Here is a 21,163-nt window from a genome sequence, read left to right as displayed (position 1 = left end):
TCACTCTTTCCAGCTCGCCAGGGCGTTCACGGCGGCAACGGTGATGGCAGAGCCGCCCAGGCGACCTTTGACGATCATCGAGGGTACCGGCAGATCCTGCATCAATGCATCTTTGGATTCCATGGCGCCGACAAAACCCACGGGGCAGCCGATGATGGCCGCGGGGCGAGGACAGCTGGGGTCTTTCAGCATGTTCAGCAGGTGAAACAGGGCGGTAGGCGCATTGCCAATGGCCACAATCGAGCCTTCCAGTTTCGGGCGCCAGAGCTCCAGTGCCGCAGCCGAACGGGTGTTGGACATTTCCTTGGCCATATCGGGGACGCGTGTGTCGCGCAGGGTGCAGATCACCTCGTTATTGGCGGGCAGTCGCGGACGGGTGATGCCTTCGGAGACCATATGGGCGTCACAGAGGATTGCTCCACCCTTGGCAAGGGCGGCGCGGGCGCTCTCCGCCATGCCGGGCGAAAAGCGAATGTGCTCTTCGAGGCCAACCATGCCTGCGGCATGGATCATGCGCACGGCTACGCTTTCCTCATCTTTGTTGAACCGGTCCAGATTGGCTTCGGCGCGGATGGTGGCAAAGCTCTCTGCATAGATCGCAGCGCCATTGGTCTCATAGGTGTGGAGCATGTCAGCTGCCCTCTGTCAGGGTTTCGGGGGCGGCGCGCAGGGCGCCGGCACTTAGGGTTTGTCTTAACGGCAGATCACTGGCCTTGCCATGGTGGATCAGATCAAAAGTGTCACAGGCTGTGGCGGTCAGAACCAGCGGTGCGGGGCCGGGATGGGCGCAGCCCTTGGCGCATCCCGAAACGTGCAAGACTTGCCCCTCTGGGACATGCGGGGCCAGATCTCGCGCCAATTCGCGGGTGGAAGAAAGCGCCTGCAGGCAACCGGGGGCTCCGGTGCAAACGCGCACCTGCAGGCGCGGATCTGTCGCGTCTAGGATCACCCCGGGCAGAGGGGCGATGTCACGCGCCCCCTCGACCAGAAGCATGCGCCAGGGGGTCAGGCGGAGGGGGGCGATTTCTGCCAGGGTGGCAAAGGTTTCAGCGGTGATCTGGCCGAACTCTAGGCCGACAAGCTGGCCGAGGGCTGTCTGACCTAACGGGGGCTGAGGTGCGCTGGTGCCCCGCGACGAGGAATGCGCGGCCGGGGCTGCGCGGCGCGCAAGGAGAGCCTGCATTCTGCCGCGCCCGTTGATCGCGCCGCCCTGTTGCAGAAACCAGCGCGCCAGCTCTATGGCTTTGTCAGCTGCAGTCTCAACCGTTACCGGCTGTCCGACCTGGGCTCCATCGGCGACCAGAAGAATGTCGCTTCCGCTGCGCTCAATTCGGATATCTGCGGGGCAGCCTTGCAAGAGCGGGCTTGCGCCCGCATCAACCACAAAGCCAAATTTTCCAGGCAGTGCCAGATCCTCTGCAGCCCGCAGGGCGCTTTCCAATCTGCTTGCGATCACATGGCTGGCATCGCCTGCGCGCCAGAAAGGGGCGAGCAAGATGTTGCGGCGGCTTTCCGCTGCGGCATCCTGATCCAAAAGCCCAAGCTCCTTCAGGCCCGCGATCACGGCGCCATGGCCATCGGGGGAGATGCCGCGCAGCTGCAGGTTTGCCCGTGCCGAGAGGTCAATCAACCCGTTGCCATATATGCGCGACATGTCTGCAATGGCGCTGGCCTGGGTCTGGCTCAGCCGACCCAGAGGCGAGCGAATACGGACTACCAGGCCATCCCCCGACATCATCGGACGCAGGGCGCCAGGACACCAGCCATAGACTTTGGGTGAGGTGGGCGACGATTGGGGGCTCATAGGGCGCCCTCCAGAGCGGCGATAATCGAATTACGGCGGCTGGCCCAAAGGCCGGCCTCGGCCAGGGCGTTAAAACGATCCCGCATGGCCTGCAGGGCCGCCGGGTTTTCAGCCTCGAGGAATGCAACCAGGTCCTCGCGTCCCAATGTGGCCTCGAAATAGAGATCAAACAGATGCGCGGGCACCACCTGGGCCAGATGGGCAAAGGCGGCCATGTGGTCAAGGGTCGCGGCGATCTCCGCCCCGCCCCGAAAGCCATGGTTCATCATCGCGCTGGCCCAGTCCGGGTTGATGGCGCGGGCACGGGTGACGCGGGCGATTTCTTCGCCCAGGGAACGCGCCTGCGGGCGATCCGGACGGGTGGCATCCAGATGGTAAAGCGCAGGAGCTGCAAGACCAATGCGCGCCATGGCGGCGGCAAAACCGGCCTCATGCGCGGCATAATCCGAGGCGACCAGCACATCAGTTTCCGGCAAATCCTGCAGATGCACAAAGCTGTCGGCGGTCTTCAGGCGGTCTTCCAGCGCCTCCCGGGCTTCGGAGATATCGCCCTTGGCGTCGATCGCATGTGAGGAGGCGGTGAGCCAGGCTTCCCCGGCAGCCGCGCGGGCGGCCTCGCTGTAGTCTTCGATATGAGCCCCCATCGACAGCCCATATTGGCCTGGCTTGGGGCCAAAGACACGGGGGGATTGGGACAAATAGGGGTTGTCGGCCCGGGTCTCTTCGCGCGCGGACAGGGCGGCGGCGGCAGTTTCGAACATCTGCGCCAAGCCAGGAAAGACATCACGAAACAGGCCCGAGACCCGCAGGGTCACGTCAATGCGCGGGCGGCCAAGCAGCGTGAGGGGCAAGACTTCAAAGCCCGAGACCCGCTCGGATCCCTCGTCCCACTTTGGCGCGAGGCCGGCCAGATGTAGAGCCATGGCAAATTCTTCGCCAGCGGTGCGCATGGTGGCAGAGCCCCAGAGATCAATCACCAGCCCTTGCGGCCAGTCGCCATGGTCCTGCAGGTGGCGGCGCAGCAGCTCTTCCGCCAGTTTGACACCCTGCGCCTGCGCCGCCCGCGAGGGCACCGCCCGCGGGTCGGTGGTAAAGAGGTTGCGCCCGGTGGGCAAAACATCCGCGCGCCCGCGAAACGGAGAGCCCGAAGGGCCAGGCGCGACCATTTTGCCATTCAGTGCCGCCATCAACCCGGCGCGCTCATTCTCGCCACTTTCGCCGGTGCCAAAAATATGCAGCCCCTCGCCATATTGGCTTTCCTTGATGTCGCAGACAAAGGCGTCAATACGGGTGATCGCCTCGGCGGCAGAACTGTCGGGGGTTAGGCCAAGATCGGCTTCCACTCCGGTGCCCTGAGCCTCGGTGCGGATATCATCGATCAAACGGTCGCGACGGTTGGGATCAAGCCCATCAGCGGTGGAATATTCATCCAAGAGGCTCTCAAGCCGCGCCATGCCCTCGGGCAGGTTGGTCTGGGCCAGGGGCGGCGGCAGATGGCCAAGAGTGACAGCGCCAATGCGCCGCTTGGCCTGGGCGGCCTCACCGGGGTCATTGACAATAAACGGATAGGCCACGGGCAGTGGACCGGTCAGCGCCTCGGGCCAACAGTCCTGCGATAGGGCCACGGCCTTGCCGGGGAGCCACTCCAGGGTGCCATGAGCCCCGATATGAACCAAGGCGTCTATTTCTTGCTGAAGCCAGAGATAAAAGGCGACATAGGCATGGCGCGGCGTGCGTTCGAGATCGTGGTAGTCATCAATCCGGGTCTTTACCTCGCCCCGTTCCGGTTGCAGCGCGATCAGAACCTTGCCTGCGCGCAGGGCTTTGAAATGAAAGGCGCCGTCCTGACAGTCGGGGTCCTCTGTCGGCTCCCCCCAGGCCTCAAACAGGGGCTGGCGCAGGGTCTCGGGCAGGGCGTTCACAGCTTGGCGATAGGCCGCCAGGGGCACAGTCAGCTGCTCGTCCAGCAGCCGTGGGCCCAGATCCCCGGCAGATGGCGCATCATAGCCCTGATCCGCCAGGGACTTGAGGATTTCTGCACAGGAGGCCAGGGCATCCAAGCCCACCGCATGGGCGAGATTGTAACCTTTACCGGGATAGGTGGAGAGCACAAGCACCAAGCGCTTGTTGGCGTTCTCCAAAGTGCTGAGCCGCAGCCAGCCTTCGACACGGTCGACAACGGCGCTGATGCGATCGGGCTGGGCGCGATGGGCAAAGCGGGAGTATTGCAGATCGGGGTCTTTTTTGCCCGGCGCTTTGAAGCTGATCACCCCGGTCAGGATGCGGCCATCGACCTCGGGCAGGACCACATGCATGGCAAGATCTGCGGGCGACAGGCCACGGGCTGCCTCGGCCCAGTCCTTTTTGCGCGCGGTGGACAGGGCCACCTGAAACACTGGACAACCAGTGGCCGAGAGCGGCGAGGCGCTGCCATCGGTGCCCTGCGCCGAAAAGGCAGTGGCGTTGATGATGGCGGAGGGGGCGAGGGCGGGAAGCGTGGCGCGCAGCCAGGTGGCGGCCTCTGGAGCCTTGAGGCTGGCGGCAAATACGCCATAGGCGGCATAGCCCCGCCCGCGGAGCTCTGTAATCAGCGCGTCCACCGGAGCGGTGTCGGCAGCGGTCAGGTAGGAGCGGTAAAAGCTGACCAAAACCAGCGGCCTGTCCTGTTTCGGAAGGTCAGCAAGCACGCCTTTGTCGGGATCATAAAACCCATGATTGGGCGTGCTCTTGAGCCCAATGACGGGACCGGCATAGAGTCCGGCTGCCAAAGCCAGCTGTGCGAGGGCCGCCTGGGCCGCCACGGCACCACCGGCGTCACAGAGCGCCTGGAGGCGGCGCAGGGTGGACACCGGCAGGGTGGAGAGCTCATCCAGACGCGGATCTTCGCGGCCATCGGCTGGCAGGATTGCCAGTGCAATGCCTTTGCGTCGGGCCAGATCCTGGAGGGTTGCAAGGCCATAGGACCAATAGCTTTCGCCGCCAATCAGACGCACCAAAATGCCCTTGACGCCCTCCAGCGTCTGTTCAGCATAGGTATCCACCGATAGCGGATGTTTCAGCGCCACCAGATTGGCCAGCCGCAGTGAGGGCAGCTTGCCTTCGGCGCGGTGCCAGCCGGCCGCAAAGGCGCCGAGATCACTGTCGGAAAAAGACAGCGCCACCAGATCCGCAGGGGTTTGGCCCAGATCCTGCGGGGTATCGGTTTGATCCAGCCCGTGGCTTTCGCGAAAGACGACATGCATCAGATACAACCTCGCGCAGCAGGTGTTTTTTCAGGCCCGGGGCGAATGCCCCGGATCGCGCCCGACCCGCCCCCAAGGCGGGCGTGATTGCGCCCACCCCGGGACGGGCGCGATCCTTTCCGCATTGAAACTGAGCGTGTCGGGAGAGAGATCATAGGTCTTAGGCTCCCAGGTCCGCGCGGATGGCGGCGGCGTCGATGTTGTGATGTTCGGCAATGACCACCAGCTGGGTGCGACGTGGTGTGTCTCCCCAGGGCTGATCGTATTGGGCCCGCAGACGTTCGCCTACGGCCTGTACCAACATGCGCATCGGCTTTCCCTCTACCGCGACATAGCCTTTGACGCGCAGGATGTTACGCTCGCGGGCAAGTTTCACGATGGCATTTTGCAGCGCCTCGGGGTCAGATACTTCGCCCATTTCGACAACAATGCTCTCGAAATCGTCATGCTCGTGGTCGTGATGACCATCGTGATGGCTGGGGCGCGCTTCCAGATCGTCTTCGGCGGCGGCATTCAGACCTAGGATGATACGTGGATCAATCACCCCTTCGCTCATGGGCAAGATTGGCAATTGGCGGGGGGCTTCGGCCTCGATCACAGCGCGAGCCTTTTCCAACCCGGCCTCACCAGCCAGATCGGCCTTGGACAGGAGCACGATGTCGGCGCAGGAGATCTGATCCTCAAACACCTCGGACAGGGGTGTCTCATGGTCCAGGCTGTCATCGGCTTCGCGCTGGGCGGCGACAGCCTCTAGGTCGGGGGCGAACTGACCTGCGGCGACGGCCTCGGCATCGGCCAGGGCAATGACGCCATCCACGGTGATGCGCGAACGGATCGCGGGCCAGTCAAAAGCTTTCAGCAGGGGTTTGGGCAGGGCCAGGCCGGAAGTCTCGATCAGGATATGCTCGGGCTGTTCCGGCAGCGCCATCAGCGCCTCAATCGTGGGGATGAAATCATCCGCGACGGTGCAGCAGATGCAACCGTTGGCCAGCTCCACGATGTTGTTCTCGGGGCAGTTCTCATCGGCGCAGGATTTCAGGATGTCGCCATCGACTCCGGCGGTGCCAAATTCGTTGACCAGCACCGCCAGGCGTTTGCCCTGGGGGTTTTGCATCAGGTGGCGGATCAGCGTGGTCTTACCCGCGCCCAGAAAGCCGGTGATGACGGTGACGGGGATTTTGTTAAGATCGCTCATGGATTAGTCGTCCTTTGAGGGCAGTTTGATCGGAGGGATGCGGGCGATGGATTGTTTGCGAAAGACCTGCGGGCGTTCCCGCCAGGGCACCAAACCATCCGCAGTGGCAGCATAGGCGGCAGCACCGGCCAGGATGTCATCGACATGTTGGTCGGGATCGAGATCGCCATAGATATAGCTCCAGCGATCGTCACCGCCGGTCAGCACCATGGCGCAGCCACGTTTACAGGCCGACAGGCATTCGACGCCGCGCACGGTGACACCAGCGGGCAGCGCGGCCTCGTCCAGCGCCGCCATCAGGATCGCGCCGGGGCGGGTGGCCTCGGGGTCAACGCCTTCGCGTTTGCAGGTGGTGCAGATGGTCAGAGTGACCTCTGCGCTATTCTGGGCAGGGAGATCTGCCATATCTTCAGCCATCGCGCGCGCTTCCTAAATCTATGGGCAGTGCGGGGGCTTGGCCAGCAGGGGAGGGCCGGAGGAGGCACAATCCCACAACCAGTCGCGAAACACCCCGTTCGCCCGTTGTCTCAACCGTTGGCAGGTCTCCCGGCTTGCGGATTTCAAGAGGATCTTCCCCTTGGCGGTGCTCCTACCTTCCCGGACTGTGGCAAGCACAGTTCCAGTGGCATCAGAGACCTTTCCGGTCACGGTCGCGGGGGCGGCTGTGCTCTTGGCCCGGATCCATCAAGATCCCAAAGCCTGTCACATTCCCTCTTCGCCTGCGAAATGCAGGAACCAACGAAAACCCCTTGCGCTATTGGTGCCTTCCTTGTCAAGACTTGGCCAAACAGCAGGAGAGCCGCCGTGAGTGAAAAGTCTGAAACCGACATCTCGGAAGAGGAAGCCGCCCGTCATGCGTCAAAGATGGCCAAGAAGAAGGCCGCCCGAGACCGTATGATGAAAACCAAAGACGGTGAAAAGGGACTGATCATCGTTCACACCGGCCCAGGGAAGGGCAAATCCAGCTCGGGATTCGGGATGATCATGCGTTGTATCGCCCATGGTATGCCTTCGGCGGTGGTGCAATTCATCAAAGGCGCCTGGCAGACCGGTGAGCGCACCCTGATCGAGGAGAATTTCAGCGATCTGTGCCAGTTCTACGCCATGGGCGAGGGCTTTACCTGGGAGACCCAGGACAAGGCCCGCGATATTGCGGCAGCGCAAAAGGGCTGGGAAAAGGCCAAGGAGATGATCCGCGATGAGCGCAACACCATGGTGCTGCTCGATGAGATCAATATCGCGCTGCGCTATGACTATCTGGATCTGAACGAAGTTCTGGAGTTTCTGGTGGAAGAAAAGCCCGCCATGACCCATGTGGTTCTGACCGGACGCAATGCCAAGGAAGAGCTGATCGAGATCGCTGATCTGGTCACCGAAATGGGGCAGATCAAGCATCCTTTCCGCGCTGGGGTGAAAGCGCAAAAGGGCGTCGAGTTTTGATCTCTCAGCCCGACCACATGGTCGGGCGCGCCTGACCTTACCCAGGGGAAGGCGCACTGTACTTTCCCCTGGTCAGGCTGAGCGTTGTTTTAGGCCGGGCGTGGGGCCAGCTGGTCCTGAATGTAGGCGTCCACGGCGGCACGCTGGTCTTGGTCCAGACGCAGGCCCAGCTTGGTGCGACGCCACAGGAAATCATCGCCCGCGCGCACCCATTCGCGGGCCATGGCCCAGTCCAGTTCGCGCGCCGTGATGGTGGCGCCAAAATCCTGCCCCAGATCCTCGGCGGATTTGGCGTCGCCCAGCACCTCCCAGGCCTCCAGCCCATAGGCGCGGATCAGGCGGCGGCAGGCATAGGGCGACAGAAAGGGATAGTCGCTGGCCAGTTTTGCCGTCAGCTTGGCGACATCCGCCACCGGGAAGTCGCCACCAGGCATGGCGACCCCGGCGGTCCAATCCCCTTTTACGCTGGGCAGGGCCTCGCCAATCTTGGCCAGCGCAGCCTCGGCAAGTTTGCGGTAGGTGGTGATCTTACCACCAAAAACATTGAGCAAAGGTGCCTGGGTCTGATCCAGCGTCAGCACATATTCCCGGGTTGCGGCCGTGGCCGAGCTGGCGCCGTCATCATAAAGTGGGCGCACCCCGGAATAGGTCCAGGTAATGTCGTCCCGGTTCAGCGGTGTTTCAAAATAATTGGACGCAAAATCAATCAGATAATCCTGCTCTTCGGTTGTGCATTCGGGGGCTGTCTGCGGGTCGGGGTGATCCGCGTCGGTGGTGCCGATCAGAGTAAATTCTTCCTCATAAGGAATGGCAAAAATGATGCGCCCATCCTCGCCTTGAAAGAAGTAGCAACGTCCGTGATCAAACAGCTTGGGCACCACGATATGGCTGCCGCGCACCAGACGCACGGTTTCGCGGCTGTTTTGTCCCAGTGTCTGACGCAGCAGATCCGCAACCCAGGGCCCGCCGGCATTGATCAGCATCCGCGCGCGATGTTCTTGCGTCTCGCCGCTGGCCTGATCCCGGACGGTGATGACCCAGTGATCGGCGCGACGCTCCGCGCCCAGAACTTCGGTGCGGGTCAGAATTGTCGCGCCGCGGGCAGCTGCATCACGGGCGTTCAGCACCACCAGCCGGGCGTCTTCGACCCAGCAATCGGAATATTCAAAGGCCTTTTTGAACTTTGATTTCAACGGGCGGCCCGCCACATCCGTGGTCAGATCTACCGTTTTGGTGCCAGGCAGAATTCCGCGTTTGCCTAAGGAATCATACAAAAACAGCCCCAAGCGGATCAGCCAAGCGGGGCGGCGGCCCTTCATCCAGGGCATAAAGGCAGTCAGCAGTTTTGAAGTCGGGGTGGTGTTGTCGAACCGCATATCCTTGTGGAAGGGCAGTACAAACCGCATGGGCCAGGAGATATGCGGCATCGCCTTCAGCAGGACTTCGCGTTCAATCAGGGCTTCGCGGACCAGGCGGAACTCAAAATACTCCAGATAGCGCAGCCCCCCATGGAACAGTTTGGTCGAGGCCGAAGAGGTTGCCGAGGCCAGATCATTCATTTCGGCCAGTGTGACCGAGAGGCCGCGCCCGGCAGCATCACGGGCAATTCCGCAGCCATTGATGCCGCCGCCGATGATAAAGAGATCGGTGATCTTTGGATCAGTCATTTTCGCTGCTTTCGGTTTTGCTTTCGCCGGTTTCGGTGCAGAGGATGCGGGTGCCCGCGGCGCGTGCCGCCTCGTAGAAGGGCGCAGGAGGCGATTGATCGGTGACAACAATATCCAGATCCGACAGGTCACAAATCCGCACCGGTGCGGATTGTGCAAACTTGCTGCCATCACAGAGCAGGATCTTGATGCGGGCATTTTTCAGAATGGCGCGGGCGACGGAAACTTCGCGGGCGTCATGGTCTAACACAGCGCCATCCTCGTCGAGTGCAGAGGCGCCGATCACTGCATAGTCAACCTTGTAGCGGGAGATGAATTCGACGGCATCTTCGCCGATGATTGCCCCATCACTCTGCCGAACTGTGCCGCCGACCAGGATCAGCTCCTTGGCTTCTCCACCCATCATTAGATTGATAATATTGATGTTATTTGACAATACGGTGATGCCGCGATGGCTTTCAAGTGCCCGCGCGGCTTGTTCGGTTGAGGTGCCAATATTGAGGGCCAGAGAACAATTGTCGGGGATGAGTTCCGCCAGAAGGGCTGCCATAGCCTGCTTGGCGGCGGCATTTTGTTTGCGTCGGTCTGCATAGGCGCGTGTGGCGGCAGAGCTCACCCGCACGGCGCCGCCATGTACCCGCGACAGCGCCCCGCGCGCCGCAAGGTCCCGCAGATCCGTTCGAACGGTCTGCAGAGACACGCCATACCGCGTGGCTAGATCCTCGACCTCGACACGATCCTGAGTGTTCAGGAGTTCCAGAATGTGACTGTGGCGACTCGCGGCGTACATGGGGTTTCCTCTTTTGAGGGAATACCTAGCGAATTGCTGTCATTTTGTCATCCTTAGTTTTCGTATAATTTCGTAAGATAGGTTTTATAAGATATGCGAAAGCATATCGCAGGAATTCACCTGGGGCAAACAGCGGCTCTTACCTCAGCCGTACGAGGTGATTATCCCAGGCCAGGTCATGGTGGTGCAATGGTTTAGCTTCTGCATCCGCCAGCCCTGCGATCAGTCCGAGGCCGGTACTGGCGATCAATCCGCTCTTGGCTGTGGCAAGCCCGCAGACATCCGGCAGCGCATGTTCATGAAGGATGTGCCCGGTGCCGACCTCCATGACCTGCACCACGCCGCCACGCGGAGAGGTGACGGCAAGTGTCTGCCCCTCTGGGTCAAAGGCGACAGAGCCACCATAGCCGCGCAAATTGCGGGTTCTGGGATCATCTTCCCCCAGCAGCTGTGGGGCCGATCCGGGCTGATAGAGCCCCAGCAGTGGCACGTCGTCACCCAGATCGCCCTGCCACTGCATGGCAAAACCCAGCACGCCCTGCGCGGACAGGGCAAGGTGCCGGATGGAGTTCAGATGCAGGTCGCGGTCGAGTTCCATCACATCCAAAACCTGCCCCTCCAGGGAGAGCAGGCTGAGGTTGGGGCGCATTTCCGGCAGGTTCAGTTTGGCGCGGCCGCTGTCCGGATGGGTTTCGATCCCGCCATTGGCTACCGCAAGCTGGACGGAGCCCGGGGTTTGGCGCAGCAGCATGTCATGCGGGCCAATGCCGCCGGACTTAAAACTGCCAATACGGCGATAGCCCTGTGAAACCTGCCAAACGCCAATCATGCCGCCGCCGGATTCATAATCGTTTTCGGTTGTGAACAGGCGCGTTCCATCCGCCGAAAACAACCCATGACCATAGAAATGAACCCCCTGTGGGGGCTCCAGTCGGGCAAGGGGTGTCCCGTCCCGGCAATCGATGACATCGGCAAAGCGTCCGGGGCGGCGGGCAAAGGCGACCGCCTCGGGGCGTGTCGGGTGGGCGGCTGCGGCATGGCCGCGGCCGGGCAGCGGGCAGGTAAAACGGATCGCCCCGGTCTCGGACAGGCCTGCCAGCAGATAGCGGCCGGCGGGGCTGCGGGCGGCGGCCAGAAAAGCTGGCCCGCCAAGATCCGCCCAGCTTGGGGCAGGGGCCAGGCCGGCGGCCAACAGACCTGCGAGGAAGCCACGTCGAGAAGTCATCTGCTTTCCTTTGGTTTGGTGAGTTTGCTAGTCGCCATCTAGCGAGTTGAACCCCGCCAGCACCCCGAGAGACGGGCCCAGGTCGCTTTCGATCAGGGCTCGCAGGTCGTTGACCTCCTGCTGCAGGGCCTCGATGCGGAACCGCTTGGCGGGATCCGCGACCCCCTTAAGCCGGGGGTCCTCTAGCCGCTGGGCGCGCAGGATCGGTTTTTGGAAAGCGGCTTCCAGTTGCACTGTTAGGTCTTGATCCCCATCGGCCAGCGCGATGGCCAGAGGCTGCAGAGCTTGCAGGGCTAGAACAATGTGATGCTGGCTGCGGCCTGAACGCCAGGCCTCTGCACGTTTTGGACGTGGTTTGTCAAAGCTCCCCAGGGGGCGGCCCAAGCGCATATCTGCCAGCATTTGCAGGCCAGTGTTCAGCGATTTGTAGAGCTCTTGTTTTACTTCGGTTTTGTTTTGATAGCGTCCCGAAGCGGTGCGCATCTGATTGGCGTAGGAGTCTTGCCACTCTTGGTGGATCGCTGTGGCATTTGTGGCTATGTCGCGGGCCATGGCAGCGGTCAGCGCACAGCGGTATTCATGTGGTTTTGCGCTGGTGAAGTCCTGGTCAAAATACATAAATTCAAGCGCGTAGAACCCGCGTCCGGCAATGGAAGACTGGGCAAAACGCTGCGGAGTCAACAGGGCGGGATCTGCCTCGCGCAGGTGTGTTGCCAGTGTCTTGGGCGTCTTGCCTCGACTGTCGGGCCAAAAGGCCAGCGCAAAGGCGCGGTTGTCGGTCTCAGTAGGGCCAAAACGCAGGTGACTGACGCGGATCCAATCGTCAAAGGCCTGGGCATAGGCATCCCGCAGCGGGCTGGCGCCGGGGCGGCAGATGGTTTTGGCAACATCTGCCAGATCCTGGCCACTTTCGGCCAGGGCCTGCATGGCAGGCAGGATTTGATCATCGAGGATTTCATCAACCATATCGGCACGCGCGACATTGGCACAGAGACTGACAGCAGCGGCAAGAGCAAAGACTGTATGTTTCAAATCAGAGGCTTTCCAAAAAACGAAGGAGGGCGGCGCGATCAACTGGCGACAGGGCAATAACCCTGTCCCGGGCAGGCTTTGCCTCGCCGCCATGCCAGAGGATCGCTTCCAGCAGGGTCCGGGCACGGCCATCATGCAGATAGGTGGCAGCTGGGTTGACCTGTTTGGTGAGGCCAATACCCCAAAGCGGCGCAGTGCGCCATTCGCGCCCCGTGGCGCGGCCTTCGGGGCGGTTGTCGGCAAGACCCTCGCCCATGTCATGCAGCAACAGATCGCTATAGGGCCAGATCAGCTGAAAGCTGTTCTCGGGCCTGTCCACCAGGCGCTGGGTGACAAATTTTGGGGTATGGCAGCTGGTGCAGCCGCTGGCGTAAAACAGCTCTTTGCCGCGCAGCACCTCAGGGGTGTCACTGTCGCGCCGGGCGGGGACCGCGAGGTTGCGGGCGTAAAAGGTCACCAGATCCATATTGGCCTGATCAATCTCGGTGCCGCGAATGTCACCATCGCCATGAGGGGCGGATAGGCAATCACTCTGCGCCGGGGTGCAATCCCCTGCGGGGCCAGGAAACAGCGGCGTTGAAATGCCGATATCGCCGGAAAAGGCCGCAGCGGATTGCTGGTGCAGGGTGGGCATTCCAGCCTTATGACCAAAGCGCCCCAGCATAATCTGATCGAACTCGGGCGACCAGGCTAGATTGGCGCGGCCGGAAATGCCATCGCCGTTGTGGTCATTCTCATCTGCATTGGCGAGGATATCGGCAGCAGAGATTGCCTCGAGCAGGCCAAGGCCAATCATGGGCGGCGCCACCCTGGGCGAGAGCATCGCATCCGCCTGCAGCGGACCATAGCCCAGATCGGCAGCGGTGTAACGCGGCACCCGCAGCTCAGCGCTCTCGCCACCTGCCAGGGTGACGATTTGCTGGGTATACTCAACTCTCAGACGATATTCTGGGGCAAGGCCGGGGCGGGAGAAGTCCTGCAACTGGCCGCCATAATTGGGGTCGGGTGCGGTCCCGATATAGTCCGTAATCGCCTGCAGGTTCGGTGGGGTTTCACCGGGAACAGAGATCCGCAGAAACATCGAGGCGGAGCGATAGTCGGGATCTTCGGGCACCACACCGCGCCCATCTTTGACGTGGCAGCGCTGGCAGGACCGGGCGTTGTAAAGCGGGCCGAGCCCATCCGAGGCCTGGGTGGAGGCTGGGGAGAAGACCCAGATTTTTTTGAACAGCCCATTGCCGAGCTTGAACTCCAGCTCCTGCTCAAAGGAGAGATTGGCGCTGTGCTGCGAGAAGGCCTCATCATCATCGCGCGCCCGAATGGAGGCGGCACCGGCGGGGTTTTCCTCAAAGCTCTCAGGAGTGGTGAAATCCGTCGTCGGCGCGGTGACAGCGGTGACGCGGGCCCGTTCCTGGGCGCTGCGTGGCGTGATGTTCAGATGTGGGTCACTCAGTGACAGGGTGGAGATATCAAAGGCCAGGGCAGGAGAGGCTGCCGCAAGGGCGGCAGCCAGAAGGGTGTTACTCTTCAACCGCTTCCATTTTGGTGGCATTGAGTTGTGCATAGTTTTCGGCACCAATCCGGTCGTGCAGGTCAAGTTGGGTTTCGAGGAAGTCGATATGGCCTTCCTCGTCGGCCATCAGGGTTTCAAACAGCTTCATCGTGACGTAATCACCGGCCTCATTGCAGACCTCGCGGGCCTCTTTGTACAGGGCACGGGCGCTTTCTTCAGCGGCCAGGTCACATTCGAGCGTTTCCTTGGGGGTCTGGCCGATGCGCAGGGGATCCAGCTTTTGCAGGTTGGGGTGACCGCCCAGGAAAAGGATGCGTTCAATCAGATCATCCGCATGCTGCATCTCTTCGATGCTTTCTTCACGGCTCTTTTTGGCCATGCTGCCCAGACCCCAGTCGTCCTGAAGACGATAGTGTAGCCAGTATTGGCTGACGGCGGTCAGCTCATGACGCAGCGCTTTGTTGAGATAGTCGATGACTTTGGGGTCGCCCTTCATAGGTGCTCTCCTGAGTTGTTTTCCGGCGCAGGTTTTGGAGCCCCGACGGTACGGTCATCTTATCATTGCTGCGCATGGTGTCGAGGAAGAGTGGCATGCATCCGCCACAGTCCGCCGTCTTGCCAAGGGCATGGTAGATTTTCCCCGGAGTGATGATGGTTTCGGGATCAGAGCTGCGCATCCAGTCAATGGCGGCATGAATGTCGTGATCCGAAATCGCGGTGCAGTGGCAGATGATCATGCAGGGGGTCCCTGGGTGTGTGGCGCCGAGGTCTTTTGAGTCGAATAGGTTGAGGTAATATCTGACAAAAACAATAAGAATACAAGATTTCAATTCTTATTGTTTTGATCAAGAATGGGCGATTGGCAAAAAGGGACCGCAAATTGCGGCCCCTTATAGCTTGAGAGGCAAACCGGCCGGGCCCCGAGGGAAGGGGGCGGTCAATCGGCTTCAAGGTCATGGCTCTTGGTGCTGCCACAGTGGCAGGCCCTATCAGCCCAGTGGGATGATGAGGTTCAGACCTACAATGGTGTCCTTGACGCCACCATCATCCTGATGTGCCAGTGCCCCACCCAGGGTCATGCCGTTCTGGAACTCATACTCGGCCGCGATCGAATGCAGGTCGGTCTTGCCAGAGCTGTCCAAATCACGCTGCGACAGGGTGCCAGACAGGGTCAGGTTGCCGATCGCATAGGCAGCATTCAGGGTCACGAAGGTGGCATCGTCTGCGGTGCCGCCAAAGTTGGAGAAGGAGGCCACTTCTGCAAAGACGTCAAAGCCGCCTTCAAAGGAATGGCCGATGCCCGCGACAAAACCCTGCTCGTCATCCACATCACCAACACTGGCGCTTAGGTGGCGGGCGCCAATGTGGAAGTGGGTGTTGTCCACCTCATGGGCCCACTGGATCGCAAGGTTGTCCAGCTCGCCGGTGTTGCCGGCGCCGCCTGCCGAGGCGCGGTTGCGGCCACGGTCTTCACCCCAGGAACGGCTGAGTGAGGTGTCGTCGGCAAAGAAGACGCCAAAGGAAAGGGTGCCCGCGCCGTTGAGGTCAACATCGGCTAAAACGCCCAGCTGTTCTGTCAGCTCATAGTCTTCGGCCAGGGTGCCGCCAAAGAAGCCTGCGGTATCATCCCAGGCTGAGCCAAAAGAGGGGGCCAGTTTACCAACCGTGATCGTGGCACTCTCGCCAACACCAAAGCTAAAGCCGAGTTCTTCGACATAGAGACCCATGTCCTCAAAGGTGCGGTCGACGGTTGGGTCGGTGACGCTTTCGCCGGTCAGGGTTGCAAAGAGCTCGACACCATTGCCGAAAGAATAGGTGCCGGTGGCGGTGATGATGGCATAGGTGTTGCGGATTTCATTGGCGGCAACATCCGAGGAGACAACCTGCTCGTTGCCAATTTCGATTTCACCTTCCCAGGAGAATCCCTGCTCAGCAAAGGCAGCATTTGCGCACAGAAGGACGGGCGCGCTGAGGGCCAGCGCGGCATAGGTCTTAGTGGTCATGTCGGTTTCTTTCCGGTGTAAAGGCCTGGCTGTAGGGGGCAGCCAGGCTCAATATGTTTGTTATGTAATCACATAACTTTCACTTATTCGAAGACTGCTGAAGGATTGTCAAGACTGTCGGATCCCTCAAGTTCCAGACCGCCAAGATCCAGCAGTTTAACGACCCGTTCGATGGATTGGGTTTGGTCAACCAGGCCGTTCACGCCGCCCATAACCAAGGCTTCGCCTGCGGCATTGCCGGCTTCCAGCATTTGGTCATAAGAAGTGCCAGCTTCGGCGGTGAGTTTAATTCTTCCAAGGGCTTGCATGGTGTTTGCCAGCTTGGTGCGCATCTCACCATCCAGAGCCGGGTCACTGGCAGAAACCAGATCTGACAGGGAGGGACCAGAGACAAGAGCGCCGTTTACGCGGATGTATTCCCCCAAATAGACGTTTTGTACGCCCAGGCCGTCATAGTAATGGCTGTTGTGGGTATTGTCCGAGAAGCAATCGTGCTCTTCTTCGGGATCGTTCAGCATCAGGCCCAGACGCATACGCTCGCCGGCGGTTTCACCGTAAGACAGCGAGCCCATGCCAGTCAGCATGGCCGAGATGCCCGCAGTTTCATCGGCCAACAGACCGGTGCGGGCGTCGCCAGTTGTCGCCCATTGAGCAGTCATCCACTCCAAGTCGGAGACCAGCAGATCTGTTGCGGCCTTCAGGTAGGCGCCGCGACGGTCGCAGTTGTCATTGGTGCAGGTCTCACCTGCGGCATAATCGGTCCAGGAGCGGTTTCCGGCGCCGTGGTCGGTTCCGTTCAGGTCCTGACCCCAAAGCAGGAATTCAATGGCGTGATAGCCGGTGGCCACATTGGCTTCAACACCATCCGCTTCGTGGAGGCTCTCTTCCAGCAGGGCCGGGGTGATCTTGCCGGCATCAATGCTTTTTCCGGAGAGCTCAAAAGAGGGATTTGCAATCACGTTCAGCACTGCGAGGGTGTTTTCATCGCTAGGGCCGCCGTAGGAGGCATCCACATAGTCGATCAGGCCCTCGTCCAGCGGCCAGGCGTTTACCTTGCCTTCCCAATCGTCAACGATGGCATTGCCAAAACGGAAAACTTCGGACTGCTGATAAGGCACCCGGGCAGCGAGCCAGGCTTCTTTGGCTGCTTCAAGCGCCTCGGCGGAAGGGGCGGCAGTCAGCGCATTGACCGCGGCTTGTAAGGTCTTGGCGGTGATCAGGCTGTCTTGGTATTTTGCTTCGGCGATATTGGCATAATTGGTCAAAACCTCGGCTTTGTCAGCAGCCAGAATAGGCGTCGCGCTGAGGGCAAGACCTGCCAGGGCGGAGCCAGTCAGAAACAGATTTTTCATTGTATAGTCCTTGGGTCGTGTCGCTTGGGTGGGTCGAATTCAGATTAGTGGAGCAGTGCTGTGGCGGGGCGATAGCGCTGCCGCGACGGCAGTCCGCCAGTGAGATGTTGCAAGAACAGGCCAGATTGGGCGGCCAGGGTGCTGAGGGTCTGGGCTTGATGTGGCGCCACGATCAAAGAGGCCAGCAGATCGGCATCTGCCGCATCCCCCTGGGTGGCGGCGGCGACGAGATTGGCAAAACAGTTCTCATCTGCGCCCAGGCAGCTACAGGTCATGCCGTGACGGACCAGGGGGCGGCGGCCATGGGTGACGCAGAAGTCGCACAGCATGCCAAAGCTCTCATAGGCGCTTTCGGCGGCACCAGGTCCCAACGCCTGGCAAAAGGCGTCCTGCAGGTCGGCACGTGCCTCTGCCCCGCTGAACCAAAAGCGAAAAAACCGCACCGCCCCGGCTTCGAGCGGGGGCAGATCCGCGAGCAGGCCGACGGTGGCACCGCCGCGTCTAGAGGGGGGCTTGGGGGTCATTTTGTCAGGATCAGCTTTCCGGCGCGGGTGATGCGCAGGCTGTAGATCTGGCCGTTGAGAAGAATGCGGGCCTGGATTCCGCCACGGGTGAGATCTTCGGCGTGATAGGTTGGGAAGACCTCGGGGGAGGCGGTGGTTGCTACAGGATCGGATGTCATCTGGTTCATGAGGGGCGCCCATTGTTGAATTCCGCCTTGTCCAAAATCCATTCCAGGCAGAGCCCTGACAGGGCACCGCTGGGGGCAAACACTGGGGCCCAGAGCGCATCACGCTCGGCCGCCGGTTCTGGGCGGGTATGGGCCGTGGTGGTTTGTGAGGTTTTGATCGACATGGTGGCGATTTCTATTTGTGAGATGCAGGTCAGGGCTGGCCTGTCGAGTCAGGTTGGCTGAGCTCTTTATACCTGATTAAATTTATCAGAAAACCCTTTCTGAGTATTTTTGTCGGAAAATATTTGTCCAGGGTGCTTTGTTTATCGATTGCGGCCTGGAGGCGGTATTGGGATCGGGCCATTGCGCGGCAGCGGATCCTAGTCGCCGGCCTTGCCAAATGGAAAAACCCGCCTTTGGAAAAGGCGGGTTTTACAGGTTTTGGCGCGCTAGAGCGCGCCGGATTGGCGCTGTTTGGACAGGTTGCGATCTAGTCGCGGGTGCCTGCGAAACGTGCCTGCCACTCTTCGCGTTGCTCATCAGTGATCTTGGCAAAAAGGTTTTCCGGCACGGCAAATTCATGGCCCACAGGCAGGGCTGAGAGGGCGGCCTCGACATCCTTTGGCCAGCTGCGGTCGTCGCAGTTCAGGGCCTGCATCAGAATCTCTGAGGCGTTGGGGATAAAGGGGCTGCTGAGCACCGCATAGAGCCTGATCAGATTGAGCCCCAGACGCACCTGGGTGGCGGCCAGCTGCGGGTCGGTTTTGAAGGTGGCCCAGGGGGCTGTGCTTTGCAGGTATTCGTTGCCGGCAACCCAGATCGCGCGCAGTTCCTGGGCGGATTTGCGCACTTCCATGTTTTCCATATGTTGCTCATAGGCGCGAATACGGCTGGTGAGATCGGCGATAAGCGCCTGTTCCGGTGCGCCATAGGGGGCAGATTCTGGTACGGCCTCGCCGAATTTTGAGCGGCAGAACTTAGTGATGCGGCTGACAAAATTGCCCAGAACATCTGCCAGATCCTTGTTCACCGATTGCTGGAACTGCTCCCAGGTGAATTCGGAATCCGAGCTTTCGGGGGCATGGCTGAGCAGCCACCAGCGCCAGTAGTCGGCGGGCAGGATTTCCAGTGCCTGATCCATGAAGATGCCGCGTCCCTGACTGGTCGAGAACTGGCCACCGTCATAGTTCAGGTAGTTGAAGCTCTTGAGGTGGTCGACCAACTTCCAGGGCTCGCCTGAGCCAAGGATGGTGGCTGGGAAGGATAGTGTATGGAAGGGCACATTGTCCTTGCCCATAAACTGCACGTATTTCACATCATCTGCGCCCATGTCGGTGCGCCACCAACGCTGCCAATCGGCATCTGTCTTGCCATTGGCCTCGGCCCATTCGCCTGCGGCAGCGATATATTCGATCGGGGCGTCGAACCAGACGTAGAAAACCTTGCCCTCCATGCCAGGCCAGTCTTCGGTGCCCTTTTTCACCGGGATGCCCCAGTCGAGGTCGCGGGTAATGCCGCGATCCTGCAGCCCGTCGCCGTCATGCAGCCATTTCTTGGCAATGGAGGTGGTGAGAACGGGCCAGTCGCTCTTGCTGTTAATCCAGGCGTCCAGCTGATCCTTCATCTGGCTTTGGCACAGGAACAGATGTTTGGTGGCGCGCACCTCCAGATCGGTGGAGCCAGAAATGGCAGAGCGTGGGTTGATCAGATCGGTGGGGTCCAGCTGCTTGGTGCATTCCTCGCATTGATCGCCGCGGGCCTTTTCAAAGCCGCAGTTGGGGCAGGTGCCTTCCACATAGCGATCCGGCAGAAAGCGGCCATCGGCATGGGAGTAGATCTGGCTGTCGTCCACTTCGCGGATCAGGCCTGCCTCGGCCAGTTTGCCGGCAAAATGCTGGGTCAGCGCATGGTTTTGTGGGCTGGAAGAGCGGCCGAAGTGATCAAAGCTGAGGCCAAAGCCCTTGGCGATATCGGCCTGCACCTCGTGCATTTCGGCGCAGAAAGCTTCGACCGGCTTTCCCGCCTTGGCGGCAGCAAGTTCGGCTGGGGTGCCGTGCTCATCGGTGGCACAGAGAAACATAACTTCGTTGCCAGTGGCGCGCTGAAACCGGGCATAGAGATCAGCCGGGAGCTGACTGCCTACCAGATTTCCAAGGTGTTTGATCCCATTGATATAGGGAATTGCCGAAGTAATCAGAATGCGTGCCATGCCATCCACCCATGAATAAAGTCAGAGGCTCGTCTACCCCATGCAGGGCGGCACGAAAACCCCGGCTGAGCCTTTCCGCAGTTTTTTGGAGGCCAAGCCAGCTTTGCCTTGCGTTGCGGCCCGCTCTGGCGCACCTATAACGGGAATTGTTCTGCCAAAACCTTGAAATGTCACTGACGCGTTACCAGATGTATTGCATACCGTTGCATACCATTTTCAAGCCAAGGATATTGCCCATAGATGTTTGACTACCTGTTTGACCCAGATTTTCTGCCTTTTACCTTTGCGCTGGCGCTGTTGTTTGGCCTGGCGGGGCTGGAACTGGCGGCTCTGCTGATTGGGGCTAGCTTTTTGGGCAGCGGGGAGCCGGATGCGGATCTGGGCGGAGATGGTCCGGACGCGCCGGAACTGGGCGATGTCGGCGGCGACCTGTCGCTGGATGCCGATGCCTTTGGCGACCTTGGTGAATTGGGAGATCTGGATCTCGCAGATATCGATGGCATGGATCTGGCCGAGGGCACTGCAACGGTTGAGGCCCCGGGCGGGGTGAGCAACTGGCTGGGCCTGGGCAAAATGCCGATGCTGATCTGGTTGGCGACCTTACTGCTGGGTTTTGGCTTGAGCGGTATCGGACTGCAATTGGCGCTGACGTCGCTTATCGGGTCTGCCCTGTCCCCTTGGCTGATTGGGGCTCCGGCTGGTGCCTTTGGCATCTGGTTTGCCCGCAGCTTTGGCGCCGTTTTTGCGCGTCTGCTGCCACAGGTGGAAACCGAAGCCCTGTCTGAGCGTAGCCTGGGTCGCCGACGCGGCGTCGTCACCCAGGGCACCGCTGCCAAGGGACGTCCTGCCGAGGTGCGGGTGATGGATCGCTACGGCAATGCCCACTACCTACGCGCCGAACCCTTTGCCAAAGGTGAGGAAATCACCCAGGGCACCGAGGTCTTGGTGATCCGCGACAGGCGGCAAGATGCCTATGTGCTGATCCCACTTTCGGAATGAAGCTCCGTGCCGCCTTAGG

General features: G+C 60.6%; 20 protein-coding genes and 1 riboswitch. Of the genes, 2 read left to right on the top strand and 18 right to left on the bottom strand.

All coding sequences use genetic code 11. The features are described 5' to 3' along the window. From AN476_RS09350 to AN476_RS09330, 5 genes are all read right to left on the bottom strand, one after another. Positions 1–630: a precorrin-8X methylmutase gene (locus AN476_RS09350; RefSeq protein ID WP_054461054.1), complete on the bottom strand. Its 630-nt coding sequence runs from the start codon at positions 628–630 to the stop codon at positions 1–3. Position 631: 1 nt separating this feature from the next. Next, positions 632–1,804 carry a precorrin-3B synthase gene (gene cobG, locus AN476_RS09345; RefSeq protein ID WP_054461052.1) on the bottom strand — a complete coding sequence of 391 codons (1,173 nt, stop codon included), beginning with the start codon at positions 1,802–1,804 and terminating at the stop codon, positions 632–634. Next, on the bottom strand, positions 1,801–5,046 hold the full coding sequence (cobN, locus tag AN476_RS09340; protein ID WP_054461050.1) for a cobaltochelatase subunit CobN: 3,246 nt from the start codon (positions 5,044–5,046) through the stop codon (positions 1,801–1,803). The genes cobG and cobN overlap by 4 nt, the downstream gene beginning before the upstream one ends. A gap of 160 nt (positions 5,047–5,206) precedes the next feature. Continuing rightward, entirely contained in the window at positions 5,207–6,241 is a 1,035-nt protein-coding gene (gene cobW, locus AN476_RS09335) for a cobalamin biosynthesis protein CobW (RefSeq protein WP_054461049.1), read from the bottom strand. 3 nt (positions 6,242–6,244) lie between these two features. Further along, positions 6,245–6,658 carry a DUF1636 domain-containing protein gene (locus AN476_RS09330; RefSeq protein ID WP_054461048.1) on the bottom strand — a complete coding sequence of 138 codons (414 nt, stop codon included), beginning with the start codon at positions 6,656–6,658 and terminating at the stop codon, positions 6,245–6,247. 101 nt (positions 6,659–6,759) lie between these two features. Next, a riboswitch (cobalamin riboswitch) is annotated at positions 6,760–6,996 on the bottom strand. A 49-nt stretch (positions 6,997–7,045) separates the two neighbouring features. Here AN476_RS09330 and cobO point away from each other — a divergent pair. Continuing rightward, the gene (cobO, locus tag AN476_RS09325; protein WP_054461045.1) at positions 7,046–7,681 is read left to right on the top strand and encodes a cob(I)yrinic acid a,c-diamide adenosyltransferase; all 636 of its coding nucleotides are present in this window, start codon (positions 7,046–7,048) and stop codon (positions 7,679–7,681) included. An 89-nt stretch (positions 7,682–7,770) separates the two neighbouring features. Here cobO and glpD read toward each other — a convergent pair whose 3' ends face one another. The 13 genes from glpD to metG form a co-directional block, all read right to left on the bottom strand. Further along, the gene (gene glpD / locus AN476_RS09320; RefSeq protein WP_054461043.1) at positions 7,771–9,348 is read right to left on the bottom strand and encodes a glycerol-3-phosphate dehydrogenase; all 1,578 of its coding nucleotides are present in this window, start codon (positions 9,346–9,348) and stop codon (positions 7,771–7,773) included. After that, a complete protein-coding gene (locus tag AN476_RS09315; RefSeq protein ID WP_054461041.1) occupies positions 9,341–10,138 on the bottom strand; it encodes a DeoR/GlpR family DNA-binding transcription regulator in 798 nt (265 codons plus the stop codon). Before AN476_RS09315 ends, glpD begins: the two co-directional genes overlap by 8 nt. 139 nt (positions 10,139–10,277) lie before the next feature. Beyond that, positions 10,278–11,363, bottom strand: a complete 1,086-nt coding sequence (locus AN476_RS09310; RefSeq protein ID WP_054461039.1) for a DUF1513 domain-containing protein — start codon at positions 11,361–11,363, stop codon at positions 10,278–10,280. Positions 11,364–11,390: 27 nt separating this feature from the next. Then, positions 11,391–12,395, bottom strand: a complete 1,005-nt coding sequence (locus AN476_RS09305; protein WP_253279871.1) for an imelysin family protein — start codon at positions 12,393–12,395, stop codon at positions 11,391–11,393. A 1-nt stretch (position 12,396) separates the two neighbouring features. Then, on the bottom strand, positions 12,397–13,947 hold the full coding sequence (locus tag AN476_RS09300; RefSeq protein ID WP_172684811.1) for a di-heme oxidoredictase family protein: 1,551 nt from the start codon (positions 13,945–13,947) through the stop codon (positions 12,397–12,399). Beyond that, the gene (bfr, locus tag AN476_RS09295; RefSeq protein ID WP_009811415.1) at positions 13,916–14,404 is read right to left on the bottom strand and encodes a bacterioferritin; all 489 of its coding nucleotides are present in this window, start codon (positions 14,402–14,404) and stop codon (positions 13,916–13,918) included. Before bfr ends, AN476_RS09300 begins: the two co-directional genes overlap by 32 nt. Next, positions 14,352–14,645 (bottom strand): bacterioferritin-associated ferredoxin, encoded by a 294-nt coding sequence (locus tag AN476_RS22410; protein WP_083464299.1) that lies wholly within the window; start codon positions 14,643–14,645, stop codon positions 14,352–14,354. The genes bfr and AN476_RS22410 overlap by 53 nt, the downstream gene beginning before the upstream one ends. Positions 14,646–14,897: 252 nt before the next feature. After that, positions 14,898–15,911, bottom strand: a complete 1,014-nt coding sequence (locus tag AN476_RS09290; RefSeq protein ID WP_054461035.1) for a porin — start codon at positions 15,909–15,911, stop codon at positions 14,898–14,900. Positions 15,912–15,994: 83 nt separating this feature from the next. Then, a complete protein-coding gene (locus tag AN476_RS09285) occupies positions 15,995–17,263 on the bottom strand; it encodes an imelysin family protein (protein ID WP_054461033.1) in 1,269 nt (422 codons plus the stop codon). Between the two features lie 44 nt (positions 17,264–17,307). Further along, positions 17,308–17,787 (bottom strand): hypothetical protein, encoded by a 480-nt coding sequence (locus AN476_RS09280; protein ID WP_054461031.1) that lies wholly within the window; start codon positions 17,785–17,787, stop codon positions 17,308–17,310. Continuing rightward, positions 17,784–17,954, bottom strand: coding sequence for a hemin uptake protein HemP (hemP, locus tag AN476_RS22405; protein ID WP_009811420.1), 171 nt, complete (start codon positions 17,952–17,954; stop codon positions 17,784–17,786). Before hemP ends, AN476_RS09280 begins: the two co-directional genes overlap by 4 nt. Then, a complete protein-coding gene (locus AN476_RS22855) occupies positions 17,951–18,118 on the bottom strand; it encodes a hypothetical protein (RefSeq protein ID WP_157063723.1) in 168 nt (55 codons plus the stop codon). Before AN476_RS22855 ends, hemP begins: the two co-directional genes overlap by 4 nt. A gap of 308 nt (positions 18,119–18,426) precedes the next feature. Next, positions 18,427–20,145: a methionine--tRNA ligase gene (metG, locus tag AN476_RS09270; RefSeq protein WP_054461029.1), complete on the bottom strand. Its 1,719-nt coding sequence runs from the start codon at positions 20,143–20,145 to the stop codon at positions 18,427–18,429. A gap of 240 nt (positions 20,146–20,385) precedes the next feature. On the opposite strand from metG, the gene AN476_RS09265 reads away from it, so the two are divergent. Beyond that, entirely contained in the window at positions 20,386–21,144 is a 759-nt protein-coding gene (locus AN476_RS09265) for an OB-fold-containig protein (protein ID WP_054461028.1), read from the top strand. Positions 21,145–21,163: the final 19 nt, after the last annotated feature.

It is taken from the genome of Phaeobacter sp. 11ANDIMAR09, from assembly GCF_001294455.1.
GTDB lineage: Bacteria > Pseudomonadota > Alphaproteobacteria > Rhodobacterales > Rhodobacteraceae > Pseudophaeobacter.
Note: the sequence above shows the minus strand (reverse complement) of the source record. Positions and strands in the feature narration are given on the sequence as shown.